Annotated in this window: 24 protein-coding genes, 1 tRNA gene and 1 other RNA gene; 25 read left to right on the forward strand and 1 reads right to left on the reverse strand. The window is 41.0% G+C overall.

Annotation, left to right across the window (positions count from 1 at the left end):
• Positions 1-23: 23 nt before the first annotated feature.
• The 13 genes from HT680_RS07760 (at position 24) to HT680_RS07820 (ending at position 9,612) form a co-directional block, all read left to right on the forward strand.
• Positions 24-97, forward strand: a tRNA-Asn gene (locus HT680_RS07760).
• Between the two features lie 398 nt (positions 98-495).
• Positions 496-732, forward strand: coding sequence for a sigma(X)-activator ComW (gene comW, locus HT680_RS07765; RefSeq protein WP_000484932.1), 237 nt, complete (start codon positions 496-498; stop codon positions 730-732).
• A 229-nt stretch (positions 733-961) separates the two neighbouring features.
• The gene (locus tag HT680_RS07770) at positions 962-2,248 is read left to right on the forward strand and encodes an adenylosuccinate synthase (protein WP_173259635.1); all 1,287 of its coding nucleotides are present in this window, start codon (positions 962-964) and stop codon (positions 2,246-2,248) included.
• 199 nt (positions 2,249-2,447) lie between these two features.
• Complete coding sequence (tadA, locus tag HT680_RS07775; protein ID WP_038804313.1) at positions 2,448-2,915, forward strand: tRNA adenosine(34) deaminase TadA; 468 nt, start codon at positions 2,448-2,450, stop codon at positions 2,913-2,915.
• A 32-nt stretch (positions 2,916-2,947) separates the two neighbouring features.
• Positions 2,948-3,046: signal recognition particle sRNA small type (ffs, locus tag HT680_RS07780), an RNA gene on the forward strand.
• 55 nt (positions 3,047-3,101) lie between these two features.
• Positions 3,102-3,545, forward strand: a complete 444-nt coding sequence (locus HT680_RS07785) for a dUTP diphosphatase (protein ID WP_173259460.1) — start codon at positions 3,102-3,104, stop codon at positions 3,543-3,545.
• Position 3,546: 1 nt separating this feature from the next.
• Positions 3,547-4,062, forward strand: coding sequence for a histidine phosphatase family protein (locus HT680_RS07790; RefSeq protein WP_173259462.1), 516 nt, complete (start codon positions 3,547-3,549; stop codon positions 4,060-4,062).
• 10 nt (positions 4,063-4,072) lie between these two features.
• A complete protein-coding gene (radA, locus tag HT680_RS07795) occupies positions 4,073-5,437 on the forward strand; it encodes a DNA repair protein RadA (RefSeq protein ID WP_173259637.1) in 1,365 nt (454 codons plus the stop codon).
• Between the two features lie 72 nt (positions 5,438-5,509).
• A complete protein-coding gene (locus HT680_RS07800) occupies positions 5,510-6,004 on the forward strand; it encodes a carbonic anhydrase (RefSeq protein WP_004246703.1) in 495 nt (164 codons plus the stop codon).
• Positions 6,005-6,218: 214 nt separating this feature from the next.
• A complete protein-coding gene (locus tag HT680_RS07805; RefSeq protein ID WP_173259464.1) occupies positions 6,219-7,187 on the forward strand; it encodes a ribose-phosphate diphosphokinase in 969 nt (322 codons plus the stop codon).
• Positions 7,188-7,498: 311 nt separating this feature from the next.
• Complete coding sequence (abpA, locus tag HT680_RS07810) at positions 7,499-8,131, forward strand: amylase-binding adhesin AbpA (RefSeq protein WP_173259467.1); 633 nt, start codon at positions 7,499-7,501, stop codon at positions 8,129-8,131.
• An 83-nt stretch (positions 8,132-8,214) separates the two neighbouring features.
• The gene (gene srtB, locus HT680_RS07815) at positions 8,215-9,051 is read left to right on the forward strand and encodes a class B sortase, LPKTxAVK-specific (RefSeq protein ID WP_173259469.1); all 837 of its coding nucleotides are present in this window, start codon (positions 8,215-8,217) and stop codon (positions 9,049-9,051) included.
• 123 nt (positions 9,052-9,174) lie between these two features.
• Positions 9,175-9,612: a CoA-binding protein gene (locus tag HT680_RS07820; RefSeq protein ID WP_173259471.1), complete on the forward strand. Its 438-nt coding sequence runs from the start codon at positions 9,175-9,177 to the stop codon at positions 9,610-9,612.
• A 29-nt stretch (positions 9,613-9,641) separates the two neighbouring features.
• On the opposite strand, the gene HT680_RS07825 is transcribed toward HT680_RS07820, so the two are convergent.
• On the reverse strand, positions 9,642-10,652 hold the full coding sequence (locus tag HT680_RS07825) for a YeiH family protein (RefSeq protein ID WP_173259473.1): 1,011 nt from the start codon (positions 10,650-10,652) through the stop codon (positions 9,642-9,644).
• 151 nt (positions 10,653-10,803) lie between these two features.
• Here HT680_RS07825 and HT680_RS07830 point away from each other — a divergent pair, with 151 nt between their 5' ends.
• The 12 genes from HT680_RS07830 (at position 10,804) to purC (ending at position 20,427) form a co-directional block, all read left to right on the forward strand.
• Positions 10,804-11,973, forward strand: coding sequence for a pyridoxal phosphate-dependent aminotransferase (locus HT680_RS07830; protein WP_173259475.1), 1,170 nt, complete (start codon positions 10,804-10,806; stop codon positions 11,971-11,973).
• Positions 11,970-12,740, forward strand: coding sequence for a DNA repair protein RecO (recO, locus tag HT680_RS07835; protein WP_173259478.1), 771 nt, complete (start codon positions 11,970-11,972; stop codon positions 12,738-12,740). Before HT680_RS07830 ends, recO begins: the two co-directional genes overlap by 4 nt.
• Complete coding sequence (plsX, locus tag HT680_RS07840) at positions 12,737-13,729, forward strand: phosphate acyltransferase PlsX (RefSeq protein ID WP_173259480.1); 993 nt, start codon at positions 12,737-12,739, stop codon at positions 13,727-13,729. The genes recO and plsX overlap by 4 nt, the downstream gene beginning before the upstream one ends.
• A gap of 4 nt (positions 13,730-13,733) precedes the next feature.
• Positions 13,734-13,970 carry an acyl carrier protein gene (locus HT680_RS07845; protein ID WP_173259482.1) on the forward strand — a complete coding sequence of 79 codons (237 nt, stop codon included), beginning with the start codon at positions 13,734-13,736 and terminating at the stop codon, positions 13,968-13,970.
• Positions 13,971-14,547: 577 nt separating this feature from the next.
• The gene (locus HT680_RS07850) at positions 14,548-14,736 is read left to right on the forward strand and encodes a class IIb bacteriocin, lactobin A/cerein 7B family (RefSeq protein WP_173259484.1); all 189 of its coding nucleotides are present in this window, start codon (positions 14,548-14,550) and stop codon (positions 14,734-14,736) included.
• A gap of 17 nt (positions 14,737-14,753) precedes the next feature.
• Complete coding sequence (locus HT680_RS07855; RefSeq protein WP_173259486.1) at positions 14,754-14,921, forward strand: class IIb bacteriocin, lactobin A/cerein 7B family; 168 nt, start codon at positions 14,754-14,756, stop codon at positions 14,919-14,921.
• A gap of 9 nt (positions 14,922-14,930) precedes the next feature.
• On the forward strand, positions 14,931-15,119 hold the full coding sequence (locus HT680_RS07860; RefSeq protein ID WP_173259489.1) for a hypothetical protein: 189 nt from the start codon (positions 14,931-14,933) through the stop codon (positions 15,117-15,119).
• Between the two features lie 24 nt (positions 15,120-15,143).
• Positions 15,144-15,353 (forward strand): bacteriocin immunity protein, encoded by a 210-nt coding sequence (locus HT680_RS07865; protein ID WP_173259492.1) that lies wholly within the window; start codon positions 15,144-15,146, stop codon positions 15,351-15,353.
• 323 nt (positions 15,354-15,676) lie between these two features.
• A complete protein-coding gene (locus tag HT680_RS07870; RefSeq protein ID WP_173259494.1) occupies positions 15,677-15,871 on the forward strand; it encodes a hypothetical protein in 195 nt (64 codons plus the stop codon).
• A gap of 165 nt (positions 15,872-16,036) precedes the next feature.
• Complete coding sequence (comA, locus tag HT680_RS07875) at positions 16,037-18,190, forward strand: peptide cleavage/export ABC transporter ComA (RefSeq protein WP_173259496.1); 2,154 nt, start codon at positions 16,037-16,039, stop codon at positions 18,188-18,190.
• Positions 18,191-18,202: 12 nt separating this feature from the next.
• Positions 18,203-19,552: a competence pheromone export protein ComB gene (gene comB, locus HT680_RS07880; protein ID WP_173259498.1), complete on the forward strand. Its 1,350-nt coding sequence runs from the start codon at positions 18,203-18,205 to the stop codon at positions 19,550-19,552.
• A gap of 167 nt (positions 19,553-19,719) precedes the next feature.
• Positions 19,720-20,427 (forward strand): phosphoribosylaminoimidazolesuccinocarboxamide synthase, encoded by a 708-nt coding sequence (gene purC, locus HT680_RS07885; RefSeq protein WP_173259500.1) that lies wholly within the window; start codon positions 19,720-19,722, stop codon positions 20,425-20,427.
• The last annotated feature ends 26 nt before the right edge of the window (positions 20,428-20,453 follow it).

The raw sequence follows: 20,453 nt of genomic DNA on the forward strand, positions 1-20,453 counted from the left end.
ATATGGAAGTCGCTTAGCTTTTATCCGCCATAGCTCAGTTGGTAGTAGCGCATGACTGTTAATCATGATGTCGTAGGTTCGAGTCCTACTGGCGGAGTATAGTAAGGGACGTTCTGATGAACGTTTTTTTTTGCTCTTTGTCAACTGTAGCAGCTTGAAGTCAGCTAATATTTGAAGGGAACCAATTTGCTCCCCTCCTTAGCACAGAAATTACAGAGCCTTTATTTTTTTATTCGATGTTTTTCAATCTATTTCGCTCTGTAAGGAGAGAAATATGGTACCAAAAGCTCATAGCTTATCTCACACGCTGTGAATATAGAGGAAAGGTCATCTATAATCAATTTTGAAATAGATGATTTTTTCTCTTTTCTTTCAGTATTTTTTATTTTTTTGTTCGTTTAGATTGCTATTTTCACTTTACAGGAATTTTGGACTAAAGTTTTTAAATTTTTGATATCCTAATACTATAAAAAAATGAAATGGAGATTATTGAGGATGTTTCAAGATATCTATGAACAAATTATTGAATTTTGTGATGCTGTTGAGCAGGAGTACAAAGGGTTATTTGCTGATAAAACGAAATGGGAAACCACACATCTTGGTTATTTGCATTATTATTTAATTCGCTATAAGATTACTGATGAAAGAGATTTTATTATCTATCATTTTAGAACATCTTATCGTTTATTTTTAGAAAAATTTGTGATGAAAAGGAATTTTATTTCTAATTGAGTCAAGGTTATTAAAAAACGAACAATAAACAACTAATTAGATTATATTAATAGTAATTAACAATTATTTTTCTTTAGATATTTTTAAATGGAGAGAATTTCCAGATGTTTCTACGCTGACTCTTGAAAAAATGATGAAGTTTTATTATAATAAATTGTAAGATATGATTGCGGGTGAGACTCCTGCCATGTATATGAGAAAGGAAGAGCCTAGCGGCTCAGACAAGATTATGACTTCAGTTGTTGTTGTAGGTACCCAATGGGGCGATGAAGGTAAAGGGAAAATTACAGATTTTCTTTCAGCTAATGCAGAAGTGATTGCTCGTTATCAAGGTGGTGATAATGCTGGTCACACAATTGTTATTGATGGTAAGAAATTTAAGTTGCACTTGATTCCATCTGGAATTTTCTTCCCTGAAAAAATTTCAGTTATTGGAAACGGTATGGTTGTAAACCCTAAATCTCTTGTGAAAGAGTTGAGCTATCTTCATGATGAAGGTGTGACAACTGATAACTTGCGTATTTCTGATCGTGCGCATGTTATTTTGCCTTACCACATTGAGTTGGATCGCTTGCAAGAAGAAGCTAAGGGTGATAATAAGATTGGTACTACAATAAAGGGAATTGGTCCAGCATATATGGACAAAGCTGCTCGTGTTGGAATTCGTATTGCGGATCTTTTGGATAAAGAGATTTTTCGTGAGCGTTTAGAACGCAATCTTGCGGAAAAGAATCGTTTGTTTGAAAAATTATATGATAGTGAACCTATTTCAGTTGATGATATTTTTGAAGAGTATTATGAGTATGGCCAACAAATTAAGCAGTATGTGACAGATACATCTGTTATCTTGAACGATGCGCTTGATAATGGCAAACGTGTACTGTTTGAAGGTGCGCAAGGTGTCATGTTGGACATTGACCAAGGGACTTATCCATTTGTTACTTCTTCAAACCCTGTCGCTGGTGGTGTGACAATTGGGTCAGGTGTTGGTCCAAGTAAGATTGACAAGGTTGTAGGTGTATGTAAAGCCTATACGAGTCGTGTAGGTGACGGACCTTTCCCAACGGAATTGTTTGATGAAGTGGGAGATCGTATCCGTGAAGTAGGTCATGAATACGGTACAACAACTGGCCGTCCACGTCGTGTAGGTTGGTTTGATTCAGTTGTGATGCGTCATAGCCGCCGTGTATCTGGGATTACAAATCTTTCATTGAACTCTATTGATGTTTTGAGTGGTTTGGATACAGTTAAAATCTGTGTAGCCTATGATCTTGATGGTCAACGTATTGACTACTATCCAGCTAGTCTTGAACAGTTGAAACGTTGCAAGCCAATCTACGAGGAATTGCCAGGTTGGTCAGAAGACATCACTGGAGTCCGTAATTTAGAAGACCTTCCTGAGAATGCACGTAACTATGTTCGTCGTGTGAGCGAGTTGGTTGGGGTTCGTATTTCTACTTTCTCAGTAGGTCCTGGTCGTGAACAAACCAATATTTTAGAAAGTGTTTGGTCATAGGAGATTTTTAAGATTAGTTTAAGACAGGGCGGGTATACTATAGATAGTTACAAGAAGACCTCCTAACTTGTTGTAACAAATATCCTAAACTTTTCTTTTTCATAATAATCTCCCTATTAAGTCACCCCATTGGGTGGCTTTTTTTGTGTTGGGAATCATGATATAATAATAAAACGACAAGCAGGAAAAGAGAGAAACTATGGATTATACAGTTGAAGAAAAAGAAGCTTTTATGAGAGAGGCTTTGAGAGAGGCTGAGATTGCCCTAGAACACGATGAAATTCCAATTGGTTGTGTGATTGTCAAGGATGGAGAGATCATTGGTAGGGGGCATAATGCGCGCGAGGAGTTGCAACGGGCGGTTATGCATGCAGAAATCATGGCCATAGAAAATGCGAATGCAAGTGAAGAGAGTTGGCGTCTGCTTGATTGTACGTTGTTTGTGACCATTGAGCCTTGTGTTATGTGTAGTGGGGCGATTGGGCTTGCACGCATTCCAAATGTAGTCTACGGGGCTAATAATCAGAAATTTGGTGCAGCTGGAAGTTTGTACGATATTTTGACAGATGAGCGTCTCAATCATCGTGTAGAGGTCGAAACGGGAGTTTTGGAGAGTGAGTGTGCAGCGATTATGCAGGACTTTTTCCGAAATCGACGGAAAAAATAATTTCTCTTTAAAAATAGAGGGGAATGTGGTATAATAAATAATGGAGCAACAGTTCTGCGTGAAGCGGGTCAGGGGAGGAATCCAGCAGCCCTAAGCGAGTGTGAATTGTGTGCTCTTTTTTCGTGCTTTTTTCGAATAAATAAGATAAAATAGCCTAGAATAAATGATTATAGAAAAGAGAAAAATATGAAAATTCGTGGTTTTGAATTGGTTTCGAGTTTTACAGATGAAAATTTGCTACCGAAGCGTGAGACAGCTCATGCAGCTGGTTATGATTTAAAGGTTGCGGAACGCACTGTGATTGCTCCAGGAGAGATTGTTCTCGTTCCGACTGGTGTCAAGGCTTACATGCAGCCGACAGAAGTGCTCTATCTCTATGACCGTTCTTCAAATCCTCGTAAGAAGGGTCTGGTCTTGATCAACTCTGTGGGGGTTATTGATGGGGATTATTATGGCAATTCCGGTAATGAGGGACATATCTTTGCGCAGATGAAAAACATTACTGATCAGGAAGTGGTTCTTGAAGTTGGGGAACGTGTGGTTCAGGCTGTCTTTGCACCATTTTTAATCGCAGACGGAGATGAGGCAGACGGCGTGCGAACTGGTGGATTTGGATCAACAGGGCACTAAGATGAAGATTATCTTTGTACGTCATGGGGAGCCAGATTACCGTGAGTTAGAGGAACGTTCTTATACAGGTTTTGGGATGGATTTGGCCCCCTTATCTGAGAAGGGACGACAACAAGCTCAGGAACTTTGCCAAAATCCTTTGCTACAATCAGCTAACCTACTAGTGACTTCTGCGGTGACGCGAGCTTTAGAAACGGCTTCTTATGTTTCTTGTGCTACTGGACTTCCTTTGAGAGTGGAGCCTATGTTACACGAATGGCAGGTCTATGAAACAGGAATAGAAAACTTCGAAAAAGCTAGAAGATTATTTTTAGAAAACAAGGGGGAGTTGCTTCCTAATAGCCCTATTCAATATGAGACAGCTGCGGAGATGAAGTCTCGTTTTCTAGAATGTATGGCTAAGTATCGAGAACATCAGACTGTGGTAGTTGTCGCTCATCGAATGCTCATGCGCCAGTTTGTACCAAATGAAACCATCGATTTTTGTCAAGTGATTGAGTGTGAGGTAGAGATTTAGAAAGAGGTTTATCATCGCAAAGAAAAAAGCGACATTTGTATGTCAAAATTGTGGGTATAATTCCCCAAAATATCTGGGGCGTTGTCCTAACTGTGGGTCTTGGTCTTCTTTTGTAGAAGAGGTTGAGATTGCCGAGGTCAAGAATGCGCGTGTATCCTTGACAGGGGAGAAAACCAAGCCCATGAAACTGGCTGAGGTGACTTCAATCAATGTCAATCGAACAAAGACCGAGATGGAGGAATTCAACCGTGTGCTTGGAGGCGGAGTAGTACCCGGAAGTCTTGTTCTCATCGGTGGGGATCCAGGGATTGGGAAATCAACCCTTCTCTTACAAGTATCAACCCAGCTGTCTCAAGTGGGGACTGTTCTCTATGTCAGTGGGGAGGAGTCTGCTCAGCAAATCAAGCTACGAGCAGAGCGCTTGGGTGATATTGATAGCGAGTTTTATCTCTATGCAGAGACCAATATGCAGAGTGTTCGTGCAGAAGTAGAAAGAATTCAGCCAGACTTTCTCATCATCGACTCTATTCAGACCATTATGTCTCCTGAGATTTCAGGGGTGCAAGGTTCTGTGTCTCAAGTACGTGAGGTGACGGCTGAGCTTATGCAGCTGGCTAAGACCAATAACATTGCTATCTTTATCGTAGGGCATGTGACCAAGGAAGGAACCTTGGCGGGTCCGCGTATGTTGGAGCATATGGTGGATACAGTGCTTTACTTTGAAGGGGAACGTCACCATACCTTTCGTATCTTGAGAGCGGTCAAAAACCGTTTTGGTTCCACTAATGAGATTGGCATCTTTGAGATGCAGTCGGGCGGATTGGTTGAGGTGCTCAATCCGAGTCAAGTTTTCCTAGAAGAGCGTTTGGATGGGGCTACTGGTTCATCAATCGTGGTGACTATGGAAGGGACCCGTCCGATTTTGGCGGAGGTTCAGGCTTTGGTGACACCGACCATGTTTGGAAATGCTAAACGCACGACGACAGGACTTGATTTCAATCGTGCGAGTTTGATTATGGCTGTTTTGGAAAAACGAGCAGGGCTTCTCTTGCAAAATCAGGATGCCTATCTCAAATCAGCTGGTGGTGTCAAATTGGATGAGCCCGCCATTGACTTAGCAGTTGCAGTGGCTATTGCCTCTAGTTACAAGGACAAGCCTACCAATCCTCAAGAATGTTTTGTGGGAGAACTTGGTTTGACCGGAGAAATTCGACGCGTAAATCGTATCGAACAACGCATCAATGAAGCGGCAAAACTGGGCTTTACCAAGATCTATGTACCCAAGAATTCCTTGACAGGAATCACTCCACCCAAAGAAATTGAGGTCATTGGTGTGACAACGATTCAGGAAGTTTTGAAAAAAGTCTTTGCATAATCCGTGACAAATCCTCTTAAAAATGATAAGATAGGAGAAATGTTTGATGATCAAATTTTTAAGGGGGAAATCGTGTCGTATTTTGAACAGTTTATGCAAGCCAATCAGGCTTATGTTGCCCTTCATGGGAAATTAAATCTGCCACTTAAGCCGAAAACAAGAGTAGCAATTGTGACCTGTATGGACTCACGGCTACACGTCGCGCAAGCTCTGGGTCTGGCACTTGGGGATGCCCATATCTTGCGGAATGCGGGTGGTCGAGTAACTGAGGACATGATTCGTTCACTGGTGATTTCCCAGCAACAAATGGGAACAAGAGAAATTGTGGTGCTTCACCATACAGACTGTGGAGCTCAAACTTTTCAAAATGAGTCTTTTCATGAACATTTGAAACACGAGCTCGGAGTTGATGTGTCTGATCAAGATTTTTTACCATTCCAGGATGTTGAAGAGAGTGTGAGAGAGGACATGCAGTTGCTTCGAGAATCTCCACTGATTCCTGATGATGTGGTTATTTCAGGTGCTGTCTATGATGTGGATACAGGAAGTATGAGAGAAGTATACTAACTTTGTCTCGAAAAAATTTCATCCTAGCATAAAATCGATTGTTAAAATGTAGGATTTTTAATTTTAATATAGCTAATATAAAAAAGTAAAAAACAAGGGTATAAATGTTTGCTCTTGTTTTATTTTTGATTGAAAAATAAAGGAAAAAGCGCTACAATGGTAGATGTAAAATGTTGTGTAAAAAACAAGCGATACATAAATACCGGAGGAAATCATGTCTTTTTCTGATTTAAAGCTGTTTGCCCTTTCTTCAAATAGAGAATTGGCAGAGCGTGTGGCGCAAGAGATTGGGATTGAGTTGGGGAAATCGACTGTTCGCCAATTTTCAGATGGGGAGATTCAGGTCAACATCGAAGAATCAATCCGTGGAAAACACGTCTTTATCCTACAATCAACGAGCTCACCTGTAAATGACAATCTGCTCGAAATTTTGATTATGGTAGATGCCTTGAAGCGGGCTAGTGCAGAATCTGTCAACGTTGTTATGCCTTACTATGGTTACGCACGTCAGGATAGAAAAGCAAGAGCGCGTGAGCCAATCACTTCAAAACTCGTTGCCAATATGCTAGAAGTGGCTGGAGTGGATCGTTTGTTGACGATTGATTTGCACGCTGCACAGATTCAGGGATTCTTTGATATTCCTGTAGATCACTTGATGGGTGCTCCATTGATTGCGGACTATTTTGAACGTCGTGGCATGGTCGGCTCTGACTACGTGGTTGTCAGTCCAGACCATGGTGGGGTGACTCGTGCTCGTAAGTTAGCAGAGTTTTTGAAAACTCCGATTGCGATTATTGACAAACGTCGTAGTGTAGATAAGATGAATACCAGCGAAGTGATGAATATTATCGGTAAGGTAGAAGGTAAGACTTGTATCTTGATTGACGACATGATCGATACAGCTGGAACCATTTGTCATGCAGCGGATGCGCTTGCTGAAGCGGGTGCAGTAGCAGTTTATGCAAGTTGTACTCACCCAGTTCTTTCAGGACCGGCTATGGATAATATCCAAAAATCAGCTATTAAGAAATTAGTTGTTTTGGATACTATCTACCTACCAGAAGAGCGTTTGATTGATAAGATTGAACAAATTTCGATTGCTCATCTTCTGGGCGATGCTATTATTCGTATCCACGAAAAACGTCCACTTTCTCCTCTATTTAGTATTGAGAAAACAATTTAAATCTCGTATCTGAAAGTCTATGAGCCTTCAAAAGTAGAGAAATTATCCTTAGATAGTGATGAAGTGTCGTTTTCAGAGGTAATGATTAAGGAGAAATCACCAAAAATGTTCGTCTTTTAGCCATTTATATCAGCTATTGCTAGTAAGAAAATCGCTTGTACAGCTTGTGCAGAGAAATTTTTCTTTGCTTTATCAGATTTTTTTGAAAAAAAATTAAAAAAGACTTGACAACCGACATATATATGATATACTTGTAGGTAATAAGGCTTGTCCTTATAAATTAATTATGAATTTAAAGAGGAGATAAAACAATGAAAAAAGTTTTATTATCATCAGTAGCAGCACTTGCAGTATTTTCTGCAGCAGCTCCAGCTTTTGCTCAAGGTGAAAACCCAAATTCTTCTAACCAATTGATCCAAAAGAAATATGTTTCTGAACGTGATATTGCTGATGAAGTTAATACACAAGTAGCAGCACACGAAGCTGAAATCAACGAAGAAGCTGAACGTCAACCAGCAGTTGTAGCAGCTAAGGCAGCTCTTGAAGCATACGGTTCAGGTCACCTTTACGGAGAATATGTAGCTAAAGTTGAAGCAGCTCGTACAGAAGCACGTAACATCGTTCGTAACCGTTATGTTCAAGTAATCCAAGAAAAAGTACGTGAAGCAGCAAAAGCTCAAGGTAACTACTGGAACGACCCAACTGGTATTGAAGACAACAAACCAAACGATGTTCGTAAAGCTGAAGACCAAGCTAACCAAACAGGTAAAGGATCAGGTAAAGGATCAGCTAAACCAACAGATGGTAAAGGATCAGCTACTCCAGAACCAGGTAAACCAGGTGTTGTAGATCAAGCTAAAAAAGCTGATGATGCAGCTAAAAAAGCTGGTGTAGCATCAAAAGCTGGTCAAAAAGCTCTTCCAAAAACACACGCTGCTAAATAATTCATTGATTTGATGAAGTAGCCTATCACTGAAACTTCGTTTCAGTGATTTTTTTGGTAAATAGGATAGATGAAGGAGAAAAGATGAGTATACGTTCTAAGAAAAAGAATTTGTCCATTTGGAAAATTATTGCTTCCGTAGTCGCAGTTGCTATTGTTGTGGTTGGTGGGTATTTTGTCATTAATAACCTTTCTACTCCCAACGACTCAACCAACGAACCAAAAGTTACTCAGGAAACTAAAAACCCAGCTTATACAGCCAGCGCAGAAGAAAAAGAATACCTTTCAAATAAATTTAAGGGCTTGACTTCGACCAACTCGGATACAATCGCTTATGTCTATGCTCCTGGTACACAGCTAGATGAGCCTGTTGTTCAAACAAAGGACAATGAGACCTACCTCAATAAAACTTTTGAAGGGGACAATGTTCCTTATCTAGGTGCTGTATTTATGGATATGGACAATAAGAAAGATTTTAGCGATCGCTTGACATGGTTGTTTGCTCATGCGAGAGGAAGCAAGCTCGGAGACCATCGTATGTTTAATGATGTGAACTATTATAGCCGTCAAGACTATTTTGATGAGAATCCTTATGTTGTTATCGAAACACCTGAGAGAAAGTTCTATTATGAAGCTGTTGCGATGATCATTGTACCAGAAGAAACAGCCTTCTATCGCACTAGTTTTGATGATGATAAAGATTTTGAAAAACAGCTAACCACTATTTACGACACAGCAGAGGTTAAAAAACCAAATGTGAAAGTATCTGCTAAAGATAAGTACCTTGTTCTTTCTACTTGTCGCGAAGAGGATGATACTATTCGTGCTAATCTCTATCTTCGTCAAATTCCTGACTCTGAGATGAGTGAGTTTGTCAAACAACATGGAGAGAAACTGACTTATAAACCAACCAGATCATAAAACCAAATCCTCCTAAAATCAGATAATATGATTTTAAGAGGATTTTTTGCATTTAGATAGTTTGTAGTAAAATCCTGCAAGCCTTTTCAAAATATGCTATACTGATGAAAAAGGAGGATTTCTATGAGTCAAGAATTTATCAATCCAAGTGATGGTGTGATTCGTCAGTATCTTGCAACCAGTAAAACATTAGCGGTAGTGGGTTTGTCTGACCGTGAGGAAACAACTAGCAATCGAGTGACTAAGGAAATGCAGGCTCGGGGCTATAAAATCATTCCAGTCAATCCCAAGGCTGCAGGTGGCGAAATCTTGGGAGAAAAGGCCTATGCAAGCCTAGCTGAGATTCCTTTTCCTGTAGATATTGTCAATGTATATCGTCGCAGTGAATTTTTACCTGATGTAGCACGAGACTTTCTCAAGGCGGATGCCAAAATTTTCTGGGCTCAACTGGGACTTGAAAGCCTAGAATCAGAAGAAATCTTGCGTGCTGGAGGATGCGACGACATCGTAATGAATCGCTGTATCAAGAGAGAACATACACGCTTAATTCTTGAACAATAAAAAGGTATCCAGTAGGCTACCTTTTTATTTTATAAAGTACCAATCAATGCTTGCATGCCAAGACTGGTGAGGATGATAGCAATCCAGCAAAGGGCTCCAAGAAGAATGGATTTACCGCTGGATTTGATCATGGCTACTAGATTGGTTTTGAGACCGATGGCACTCATAGCCATGATAATGAGAAATTTGGAGAGTTGTTTGAGAGGGGTGAAGAAGCTACTAGACACACCGAGAGAGGTGAGAAGAGTCGTTAAGAGAGAGGCTAAGATGAAATAAAGGATAAAAAGTGGGAAGACTTTTTTTAGTTGGAAATCTTGGCTGTTTTTTTGTTGGCGGCTTTGCCAGTAGGAGAGAAAGAGCGTAATAGGAATGATTGCTAAGGTGCGCGTGAGTTTAACAATGGTTGCGGACTCGAGGGTATTGCTTTGGTAAAGACTGTCCCAGGCGCTAGCTGTAGCCGTTACAGAGGAAGTGTCATTGACCGCAGTTCCTGCAAAGAGGGCGAAGCCTTCATTGGATAGGTGAAGCCAGGTTCCTAGAGTTGGAAAGATGAGCGCAGCAAAGACATTGAAGAAAAAGATAACGGAAATGGCTTGGGCGACTTCTTTTTCCTTGGCCTGGATAACGGGCGCTGTCGCGGCAATAGCAGAGCCACCACAGATAGAAGATCCCACTCCAATCAAGGTAGCAAGTTTAGTATCCAAAGCAAAAAAGCGCTGGAAGAGGTAGGCGACGATTAAGGAAATAGAAATGGTGGAAAGGATGACAGGGAGTGAAGATTGTCCAACTGCGAAGACTTGCGAGATATTGAGACCAAAACCGAGTAAGATAACGGCATACTGGAGCAATTTTTTGGAACTAAAGGTCAAACCTGCATCTAGTTGTTTGTAGGGTGAGAGCCAGGGGTGGAGGAGCATTCCAGCAAAAATTGCAAAGACAGGTGCGCCCACGACGGGGAAAAATCCTCCTAGAAACCAAGAAATGATAGAAATGAGAAGGCAGGCCAAGATTCCTGCCCCGTTTTTTGATAAAAATGACATATGAACCTCCGAAAATAAGCACTTATTATTATAGTCCTGTCGAGAAGAAAAGTAAAACAGAAAGTGAAAAATCCGGGTTTCAGATGGATTTTGCGGTCAGGGAGCTTTTGTAGTATAATAGTACTATGTTCTGTAAGCAAGGGGGATATCTATGGACTTAACCAAGCGCTTTAATAAACAGTTAGACAAGATTCAAGTTTCCTTGATTCGCCAGTTTGACCAGGCAATTTCAGCGATTCCTGGGGTCTTGCGTTTGACCTTGGGGGAACCTGATTTTACAACGCCAGATCATGTCAAGGAGGCAGCCAAGCGGGCCATTGACCAGAACCAATCCTACTATACAGGGATGAGCGGTTTGCTGACTTTGCGCCAGGCTGCTAGCGACTTTGTAAAAGAAAAATACAAATTGGACTACAATCCTGAAAATGAAATCCTGGTCACTATCGGAGCGACAGAGGCTTTATCTGCTACTTTGACGGCTATTTTGGAAGAGGGGGACAAGGTGCTCTTGCCAGCTCCTGCCTATCCAGGATATGAACCGATTGTCAATCTAGTTGGGGCAGAGATTATCGAGATTGATACAACTGAAAATGGTTTTGTCTTGACTCCTGAGATGTTGGAAAAGGCCATTTTGGAGCAAGGGGATAAGCTCAAGGCAGTTATTCTCAACTATCCAGCCAATCCGACAGGAATTACCTATAGTCGGGAGCAGTTGGAAGCCTTGGCAGACGTTTTACGCAAGTACGAGATTTTTGTTGTCTGTGATGAGGTTTACTCAGAATTAACCTATACAGGGGAAGCCCATGTATCTTTGGGAACTATGCTGAGAGACCAGGCTATTATTATCAATGGTTTATCTAAGTCTCATGCTATGACAGGTTGGCGTTTAGGCCTTATCTTTGCTCCTGCGGCTTTCACAGCTCAGTTAATCAAGAGTCACCAGTATTTGGTTACTGCTGCAAATACGATGGCTCAGCATGCTGCGGTGGAGGCTTTGACCGCTGGTAAAAACGACGCAGAGCCTATGAAAAAGGAATACATCCAGCGTCGAGATTATATCATCGAAAAGATGACTGCTCTTGGTTTTGAGATTATCAAACCAGATGGGGCCTTCTATATCTTTGCTAAGATTCCAGCGGGCTACAATCAAGACTCCTTTGCTTTTCTGAAGGATTTTGCTCAGAAGAAGGCCGTTGCCTTTATCCCTGGTGCAGCCTTTGGACGTTACGGAGAAGGCTATGTGCGTCTGTCTTATGCAGCCAGCATGGAAACAATCAGAGAGGCCATGAAACGACTTGAGGAGTACATGAGAGAAGCATGATTCAGTCTATCACGAGTCAAGGTCTCGTACTCTACAATCGTAACTTTCGTGAGGATGACAAGCTAGTCAAAATTTTTACCGAGCAGGCGGGCAAGCGCATGTTTTTCGTTAAACACGCTGGCCAGTCCAAACTAGCTCCAGTTATTCAGCCCTTGGTGTTGGCACGATTTCTCTTGCGCATCAATGATGATGGGCTTAGCTACATCGAGGACTACCATGAGGTGATGACCTTCCCCAAGATTAATAGTGATCTCTTTGTCATGGCCTATGCAACCTATGTGGCTGCCCTTGCAGATGCTAGTTTGCAGGATAATCAGCAGGATGCTCCCTTGTTTGCTTTTTTGCAAAAGACTTTGGAGTTGATGGAAGCAGGCATAGATTATCAGGTTTTAACCAATATTTTTGAAATTCAAATCTTGACTCGATTTGGAATCAGCCTTAATTTTAATGAGTGTGTCTTTTGCCATCGGGTGGGTCAGGCCTTTGATTTTTCTTTTAAATATGGAGCCTGCCTCTGCCCAGAGCATTATCATGAAGATGAGAGACGTTGTCATCTCAATCCCAATATCCCTTATCTGCTCAATCAATTTCAAGCCATTGATTTTGAAACCTTGGAGACCATTTCGCTTAAGGCAGAAATCAAGCAAGAGCTACGCCATTTTATGGATCAACTCTACGAAGAGTACGTTGGGATTCACCTTAAATCAAAGAAATTTATTGATTCCCTAGCAGACTGGGGACAATTACTAAAAGAGGAAAACAAATGAAAAAAATTGCAGTAGATGCTATGGGGGGCGATTACGCACCTCAAGCCATCGTTGAGGGTGTCAACCAAGCCCTTGCTGACTTTTCAGATATTGAGATTCAACTCTACGGAGATGAAAGCAAGATCAAGCAATATCTAACGGCGACAGAGCGTGTCAGCATTATCCATACGGATGAGAAAATCAACTCAGACGATGAGCCGACAAAAGCTATTCGTAAGAAGAAAAATGCCAGCATGGTATTAGCAGCCAAGGCAGTCAAGGAGGGAGAAGCAGACGCTGTCCTCTCAGCTGGGAACACAGGTGCCTTGTTGGCTGCAGGATTCTTCATTGTGGGTCGTATCAAAAATATCGATCGTCCAGGACTCATGTCTACCTTGCCGACCATTGATGGAAAAGGCTTTGACATGCTAGACCTTGGAGCCAATGCGGAAAATACAGCCCATCATCTGCACCAATACGCTGTTTTGGGTTCCTTCTATGCGAAAAATGTTCGTGGGATTGCACAACCACGTGTTGGTTTGCTCAACAATGGAACAGAAAGCAGCAAGGGAGATCCGCTTCGTAAGGAGACATACGACTTACTAGCGGCTGATGAAAGCTTGAATTTTGTCGGAAACGTGGAAGCGCGTGATTTGATGAATGGTGTTGCGGATGTTGTCGTAACAGATGGTTTCACGGGAAACGCTGTTCTCAAATCCATTGAAGGGACAGCCATGGGTATCATGGGCTTGCTTAAGACAGCTATCACAGGTGGTGGTCTTCGAGCGAAGCTAGGTGCTCTACTTCTCAAGGATAGTCTTAAGGGGTTGAAGACACAGCTCAACTATTCAGATATTGGAGGGGCAGTTTTGTTTGGTGTCAAGGCGCCAGTTGTAAAAACTCATGGCTCAAGTGATGCCAAGGCTGTGTACAGTACGATTCGTCAGATTCGTACCATGCTCGAAACAGACGTAGTTGCTCAGACTGCGCGTGAATTTTCAGGAGAATAAAAAGATGACAGAAAAAGAAATTTTTGACCGTATTGTAGCCATTATTCAAGAGCGACAGGGAGAAGACTTTGTCGTGACAGAAGCCTTGAGTTTGAAGGACGATCTCGATGCGGACTCAGTGGACTTGATGGAGTTTGTCTTGACGCTAGAAGATGAATTTGGAATCGAAATCAGCGATGAGGAAATTGACCAACTTCAAAATGTAACAGATGTAATTGAAACCATTAAAGGTAAAATATAGCAAAAAGCAACATGCAAGTCATGTTGCTTTTTTTGTTTGCAGGAAAAAGGAAAAATTTGAAACATTTTTGTAGAAATTGCGAATATAGAGATGAGACAGAAAAAAGGAGGACAGTTCATGTACATGCCAATCTTGTATCCATGGTTCATTAAGTGGTTTTTAAAATAAAAATAAAATAGTTGTTCATTTTCGAATAGTTTTTCGAATAGATAGGTAAGAAGAAAAGGAAGGAGACTACGCGATGTATTTACCAATCTTATTGCCATGGTTTATCAAATGGTATTTAAAATAAATGAAATTTATCTGTTCATTTTAAATCACTTCTCGAATAGATAAGTGAGAAGAAAAGGAAGGAGATTGCTTCATGTTTATGCCAATCATGTATCCATGGTTCATTAAGTGGTTTTTAAAATAAATTTGATTTAGCTGTTTATTTTAAAATTATTTCTCGAATAGACAAGTGAGAAGAGGAAGGAGATTAGAAATGATTATTTCAGTTATTTATCCAATCTGGTTTTTAAAATGGTTTAAGAGCTAGAAGTCGTAAACTAAAAAATAGAAATAAAGGAGAAAAAAGATGACAAACTTTGACAAAATGGAACAGAACTTTGCAGCTCTTACAGAAGAAGAGTTGATGGATGTGGATGGAGGAGCATGGCCGATTGTAGCTTGGGTGATTGCTAATCCTGTGACAGCAGCTAAAATTGCTGGTGGAATTACTGCAGCAGGAATTGCAGGTTATAATTATGTGACGAGTAGATGGTAATAGAAGGAGGAGATGATATGGAAAAATCTATTTTAAAATTTGAAACAATGACTGAGACGGACTTGCAGGAAATTCAAGGGGGAGCCTTTCCCCTTCTTATCCCTGTGGCAGTCGGTTTTGTAAAAGGTTTTGTATATACAGGTGGAGCTATTTTAACAACTCGAGCACTCTTGTCAGGTAAATAGGAGTCTACCATGAAAAAATTCTTATTAGGATTTGCTGAGGGGTATTTTATCGTATCGCTTATTATCTACATCGCAACGTATTTGATTTTGAAAAATCCGATCAATACCCTATTTTATCCAGAAACCTATCCAATTCTGCTTGGTCTGTTTTATGTAGGATACAAGTACAAAACAACAGAAAGTAAGATAGGAAATTGATTGACCATCAGATTGGAGTTTAAGATGAAAGTTGTTCGATTACTACGAAAAGCTTGGCCAGAGACCACTGTATTATTTAGCTTGATGGCTTATCTAATTATTAGAATCGTAGCTGATGTAAACAAAATAGACCTACCTAAATGGTTTGAATATTTTGATATACCTGCGATTTCATTATTTTTGATGACCTTTATCTTACTTTATAGAAGTGAAGAAAAAGATAACAAACGATGATAACATGAGTCTGATTTCTGTAGCTCCAGCATAAAGAAATCTTGGAGTGTTAGACCAATGGACCGTAATCTGCATTTAGTGAGGAAGGTGTTCGTATGTTAAAAAAGAAGTGATCTTATTAGGGGGCCTTCTACTAGTACGCATTGTACTTTCTATCCTTCAAGTTTTAATGGACTATAAGCTATTACTAGGAAAGTATAGTGTAAATTTCATGGAAGTTTCAGACCTGTTTTCTTACCCTCTACTTCTTTTAATCATTTACATAGCGGTAAAATACCACACTATTCTCGAAAGAAAAAGTAAAGAAGGTGATGAGGACGGGAATGAATAAGATTTTAAAATCTTTTGTTGTATTTGTTTTTCTATTTTTAATGAATATTCTCATCTTTACGATACTAGCAACTCTTGGATTTCAGGTAACAATGAGTGAAAGTAGTTATCTGGTGCCCCCTGTGTTTGCTTTTATCGTTTTATACACCATTCACAAAAGAAGTGGGAAAGGTAAGAAATCTCTGTAATTGAATGTTCTAGGCAGGACTCTTGTTCTGCCTATTTTCCTTGGCAAAAAGTGCTGTTCAGGTATGAATATTGTTTTTTCAGAAATAATTCCCTTATTTCTTCTTCGTTTGGTTAAAATAATCTTACAAAGTTTTTAAGAGATTGTTAGAAAAAAGGAGATAGATATGAAATTTGGGAAAAGACACTATCGCCCTCAGGTGGATCAGATGGATTGCGGCGTGGCTTCCTTGGCTATGGTATTTGGCTACTACGGTAGTTATTACTCCTTGGCTCATCTACGAGAGTTAGCCAAAACGACCATGGATGGGACGACTGCTTTGGGTCTTGTAAAGGTGGCAGAGGAGCTTGGTTTTGAAACGCGGGCTATCAAGGCGGATATGACGCTCTTTGACTTGCCAGATTTGACCTTTCCTTTTGTAGCCCATGTGCTCAAGGAAGGGAAATTGCTCCACTACTATGTGGTGACAGGTCAGGATAAGAAGACCATTCATATCGCTGATCCAGATCCTGGTGTCAAGCTGACTAAGATTTCTCGTGAGCGATTTGCGCAAGAGTGGACAGGGATCAGTCTCTTTATGGCGCCATCTCCAGACTATAAACCCCATAAGGAGAAAAAACAGGGGCTCCTATCTTTCTTGCCAATCTTACTCAAACAGCATGGCTTAATTACCAATATCGTCCTAGCGACACTCTTGGTAACCCTGATTAACATTGTGGGTTCTTATTATCTTCAGTCTATCATTGATACCTATGTGCCAGACCAGATGCGTTCGACACTGGGCATCATCTCTATTGGGCTGGTCATCGTCTATATCCTCCAGCAGATCTTGTCCTACGCGCAGGAGTATCTCTTACTTGTTTTGGGGCAACGTCTGTCAATTGATGTGATTTTGTCCTACATCAAGCATGTTTTTCACCTGCCAATGTCCTTTTTTGCGACACGCAGGACAGGGGAAATCGTGTCTCGTTTCACGGATGCTAACAGTATCATTGACGCGCTAGCGTCGACCATTTTATCTATCTTTTTGGATGTGTCGACGATTTTGATTATTTCGCTTGTCTTGTTTTCACAAAATATGACACTCTTTTTCATTAGTCTGCTTGCCCTTCCCATCTATACAGTGATTATCTTTGCCTTTATGAAACCTTTTGAAAAGATGAATCGGGACACTATGGAAGCCAATGCGGTTCTGTCTTCTTCTATCATCGAGGACATCAACGGTATTGAGACCATTAAATCTTTGACTAGTGAAAGTTCACGCTATCAAAAGATTGACAAGGAATTTGTAGCTTATCTGAAAAAATCCTTTACCTATAGTCGGGCAGAAAGCCAGCAAAAGGCTCTGAAAAAAGTTGCCCAGCTCCTGCTCAATGTTGCCGTTCTCTGGATGGGAGCAGTTCTCGTCATGGATGGAAAAATGAGTTTGGGCCAGCTGATTACCTATAATACTTTGCTTGTTTACTTTACCAATCCTTTGGAAAATATCATCAACCTGCAAACCAAACTTCAGACAGCGCAGGTTGCCAATAATCGCTTAAATGAGGTTTATCTAGTAGCTTCGGAGTTTGAGGAGAAGAAAACAGTCGAAGATTTGAGCATGATGAAAGGGGATATGACCTTTAAACAAGTCCACTATAAGTATGGCTATGGTCGTGACGTCTTGTCGGATATCAATTTGACTATCCCGCAAGGTTCTAAGGTGGCTTTTGTGGGGATTTCAGGGTCAGGCAAGACCACCTTGGCCAAGATGATGGTTAATTTTTACGATCCAAGTCAGGGAGAGATTAGTCTGGGTGGTGTCAATCTCAATCAGATTGATAAAAAGGCCCTGCGCCAGTATATCAACTACCTGCCTCAACAGCCCTATGTCTTTAACGGAACGATTTTGGAAAATCTTCTCCTTGGAGCCAAGGAGGGGACGACACAGGAGGATATCTTACGGGCTGTTGAATTGGCAGAAATTCGGGAGGATATCGAGCGGATGCCACTGAATTACCAGACAGAATTGACTTCGGATGGGGCTGGGATTTCTGGTGGGCAACGGCAGCGAATCGCTCTGGCGCGTGCTCTTTTAACGGATGCACCTGTTTTGATATTGGACGAGGCGACCAGCAGTCTGGATATCTTGACGGAGAAGCGGATTGTGGATAATCTCATGGATTTAGACAAGACCTTGATTTTCATTGCCCACCGCTTGACCATTGCTGAGCGGACAGAGAAGGTTCTTGTCTTGGATCAGGGCAAGATTATCGAAGAAGGAAACCATGTAGATTTGCTTGCTCGAGGTGGCTTTTACGCCCATTTGGTGAATAGCTAGAAAGAGGAGAAGATGCAACCAGAATTTTTAGAAAGTGCGGAGTTTTACCATCGTCGTTATCATAATTTTTCCAGTCGAGTGATTTTACCCATGTTTCTTCTACTCGTGTTTCTACTGGGATTTGCAGTCTTTGCAGAGAAGGAGATTAGTTTGTCTACCAGAGCGACTGTCGAACCTAGTCGGATCATTGCCAATATCCAATCGACTAGCAATCAACGCATCGTGGCCAATTATCTAGAAGAAAACAAACTAGTCAAGCAGGGTGATCTCCTTGTTCAGTACCAGCAAGGGGCAGAGGCTGTTCAAGCTGAAGCATACGCCAGTCAGCTGGAGATGTTAAAGGATCAAAAAAAACAGTTAGGGTATTTGCAATCCAGTTTGAAAGAGGGGAGTGATCAATTTCCAGAGGCGGATAAGTTTGGTTATCAGGAGATGTTTCGAGACTATCTCAGCCAAGCTAGTAGTCTTAGGAGTAATGTTTCTCAGCAAAATGCCAGCATCTCCTCTCAAAATGCGGTAGCAAGTCAGAGCCAGGCCGAGATTGGCAATCTTATCAGCCAAACACAGGATAAAATTCGAGATTACAAAACAGCTAAGTCAGCGATTGAAACAGGAGCTCAACTGGATAGTCAAAATGCAGCCTACTCATTTTATCAGACCTATAAAAACCAAGGTGAAGAAGATCCGCAAGCTAAATTGCAAGTTATTGCACAGGTGGATGCACAAATCACCCAGCTAGAGTCTAGTTTAGCTACTTATCGTGTGCAGTATGCGGGATCTGGGGCTCAACAAGCCTACGCAACGGGACTGGATAGTCAACTTGAATCCCTCAAGTCTCAGCACCTAGTCAAAGTCGGCCAGGAATTAACCCTTTTGGATCAGAAAATTTTAGAAGCAGAGTCGGGTAAGAAAGTCCAAGGAGGTCTGCTGGACAAGGGGAAAATTACAGCAAGTGAGGATGGGGTGCTTCACCTTAATCCTGAAACCAGTGATTCTACAATGGTTGCAGAGGGGACCTTGCTAGCCCAACTCTATCCATCCTTGGAAAAAGAAGGCAAAACTAAACTCACGGCTTATCTCAGTTCAAAAGATGTTGCAAGGCTCAAAGTAGGTGATTCTGTTCGCTTTACCACAACCAAGGATGCCAACAAAGAGCTCGTTCTTGTTTCTGCGATTACGAATATTGATGCGACAGCTACCAAGACTGAAAAGGGAAATTTCTTTAAAATAGAGGCGGAGACCAGTCTGACTCCTGAACAGGCAGAAAAACTTCGCTACGGTTCAGAAGGACGTTTGACACTAATCACAGGAAAGAAGAGTTATTTGCGCTATTATTGGGATCAATTTTTGAATAGAGAATAATGTTTGTCTTTAACGCAATATTATACTTTTAAAACTGTAAAATGTTTTGATTTTACAGTTTTTCTTAATATTAAAAAGAGCTAACTCCGACGTCGTTCGCAAATTCTTGCTATTTCCGTTATTTTGTAGTAGAATGAAGTAAAGAAATACGAAAGGCGAACTTTAAAATGTCAAAAAAACTGATCTATTCGGGAAAAGCCAAGGATATCTATACAACTGAGGATGAAAATCTCATTATTTCGACTTACAAAGACCAGGCGACTGCTTTCAACGGTGTCAAGAAGGAGCAGATTGTGGGCAAGGGAGTGTTAAATAATCAGATTTCATCTTTTATTTTTGAGAAATTAAATGCGGCTGGTGTAGCGACTCACTTTGTGGAGAAACTTTCAGACACGGAACAACTCAATAAAAAAGTTGAGATCATTCCTTTGGAGGTTGTGCTTCGCAACTACACGGCTGGTTCCTTTTCAAAACGTTTTGGCGTTGATGAGGGCATCGCATTTGAGACTCCGATCGTTGAATTTTACTATAAAAATGATGATTTGGATGATCCGTTTATCAATGATGAGCATGTGAAATTCCTAAAGATTGCAGATGACCAGCAGATTGCTTACTTGAAGGAAGAAACCCGTCGTATCAATAAACTTTTGAACGTTTGGTTTGCTGAGATTGGTCTCAAATTGATTGACTTTAAGCTAGAGTTCGGTTTTGACAAGGATGGTAAGATCATCTTGGCAGACGAATTTTCACCAGATAATTGCCGCTTGTGGGACGCAGATGGCAACCACATGGACAAGGATGTTTTCCGTAGGGGATTGGGAGAACTAACCGATGTTTACGAAGTTGTCTGGGAAAAGTTGCAGGAATTGAAATAACACCTAAAGGTCATTTAGGAATATTG

Origin of the sequence: Streptococcus sp. 5905 (assembly GCF_013276505.1) — a bacterium.
GTDB lineage: Bacteria > Bacillota > Bacilli > Lactobacillales > Streptococcaceae > Streptococcus.

Coding starts and splice junctions, on each gene's coding strand:
- abpA (WP_173259467.1), top strand. CDS start 7,499: ATGAAAAAAGTTTTATTATCATCAGTAGCAGCACTTGCAGTATTTTCT.
- HT680_RS07805 (WP_173259464.1), top strand. CDS start 6,219: ATGTCTTTTTCTGATTTAAAGCTGTTTGCCCTTTCTTCAAATAGAGAA.
- HT680_RS07825 (WP_173259473.1), bottom strand. CDS start 10,652: ATGTCATTTTTATCAAAAAACGGGGCAGGAATCTTGGCCTGCCTTCTC.
- HT680_RS07870 (WP_173259494.1), top strand. CDS start 15,677: ATGAATAAGATTTTAAAATCTTTTGTTGTATTTGTTTTTCTATTTTTA.
- comA (WP_173259496.1), top strand. CDS start 16,037: ATGAAATTTGGGAAAAGACACTATCGCCCTCAGGTGGATCAGATGGAT.
- HT680_RS07790 (WP_173259462.1), top strand. CDS start 3,547: ATGAAGATTATCTTTGTACGTCATGGGGAGCCAGATTACCGTGAGTTA.
- purC (WP_173259500.1), top strand. CDS start 19,720: ATGTCAAAAAAACTGATCTATTCGGGAAAAGCCAAGGATATCTATACA.
- tadA (WP_038804313.1), top strand. CDS start 2,448: ATGGATTATACAGTTGAAGAAAAAGAAGCTTTTATGAGAGAGGCTTTG.
- srtB (WP_173259469.1), top strand. CDS start 8,215: ATGAGTATACGTTCTAAGAAAAAGAATTTGTCCATTTGGAAAATTATT.
- HT680_RS07785 (WP_173259460.1), top strand. CDS start 3,102: ATGAAAATTCGTGGTTTTGAATTGGTTTCGAGTTTTACAGATGAAAAT.
- comW (WP_000484932.1), top strand. CDS start 496: ATGTTTCAAGATATCTATGAACAAATTATTGAATTTTGTGATGCTGTT.
- HT680_RS07860 (WP_173259489.1), top strand. CDS start 14,931: ATGAAAAAATTCTTATTAGGATTTGCTGAGGGGTATTTTATCGTATCG.
- HT680_RS07850 (WP_173259484.1), top strand. CDS start 14,548: ATGACAAACTTTGACAAAATGGAACAGAACTTTGCAGCTCTTACAGAA.
- HT680_RS07855 (WP_173259486.1), top strand. CDS start 14,754: ATGGAAAAATCTATTTTAAAATTTGAAACAATGACTGAGACGGACTTG.
- HT680_RS07830 (WP_173259475.1), top strand. CDS start 10,804: ATGGACTTAACCAAGCGCTTTAATAAACAGTTAGACAAGATTCAAGTT.
- comB (WP_173259498.1), top strand. CDS start 18,203: ATGCAACCAGAATTTTTAGAAAGTGCGGAGTTTTACCATCGTCGTTAT.
- HT680_RS07770 (WP_173259635.1), top strand. CDS start 962: ATGACTTCAGTTGTTGTTGTAGGTACCCAATGGGGCGATGAAGGTAAA.
- plsX (WP_173259480.1), top strand. CDS start 12,737: ATGAAAAAAATTGCAGTAGATGCTATGGGGGGCGATTACGCACCTCAA.
- recO (WP_173259478.1), top strand. CDS start 11,970: ATGATTCAGTCTATCACGAGTCAAGGTCTCGTACTCTACAATCGTAAC.
- HT680_RS07865 (WP_173259492.1), top strand. CDS start 15,144: ATGAAAGTTGTTCGATTACTACGAAAAGCTTGGCCAGAGACCACTGTA.
- HT680_RS07820 (WP_173259471.1), top strand. CDS start 9,175: ATGAGTCAAGAATTTATCAATCCAAGTGATGGTGTGATTCGTCAGTAT.
- HT680_RS07845 (WP_173259482.1), top strand. CDS start 13,734: ATGACAGAAAAAGAAATTTTTGACCGTATTGTAGCCATTATTCAAGAG.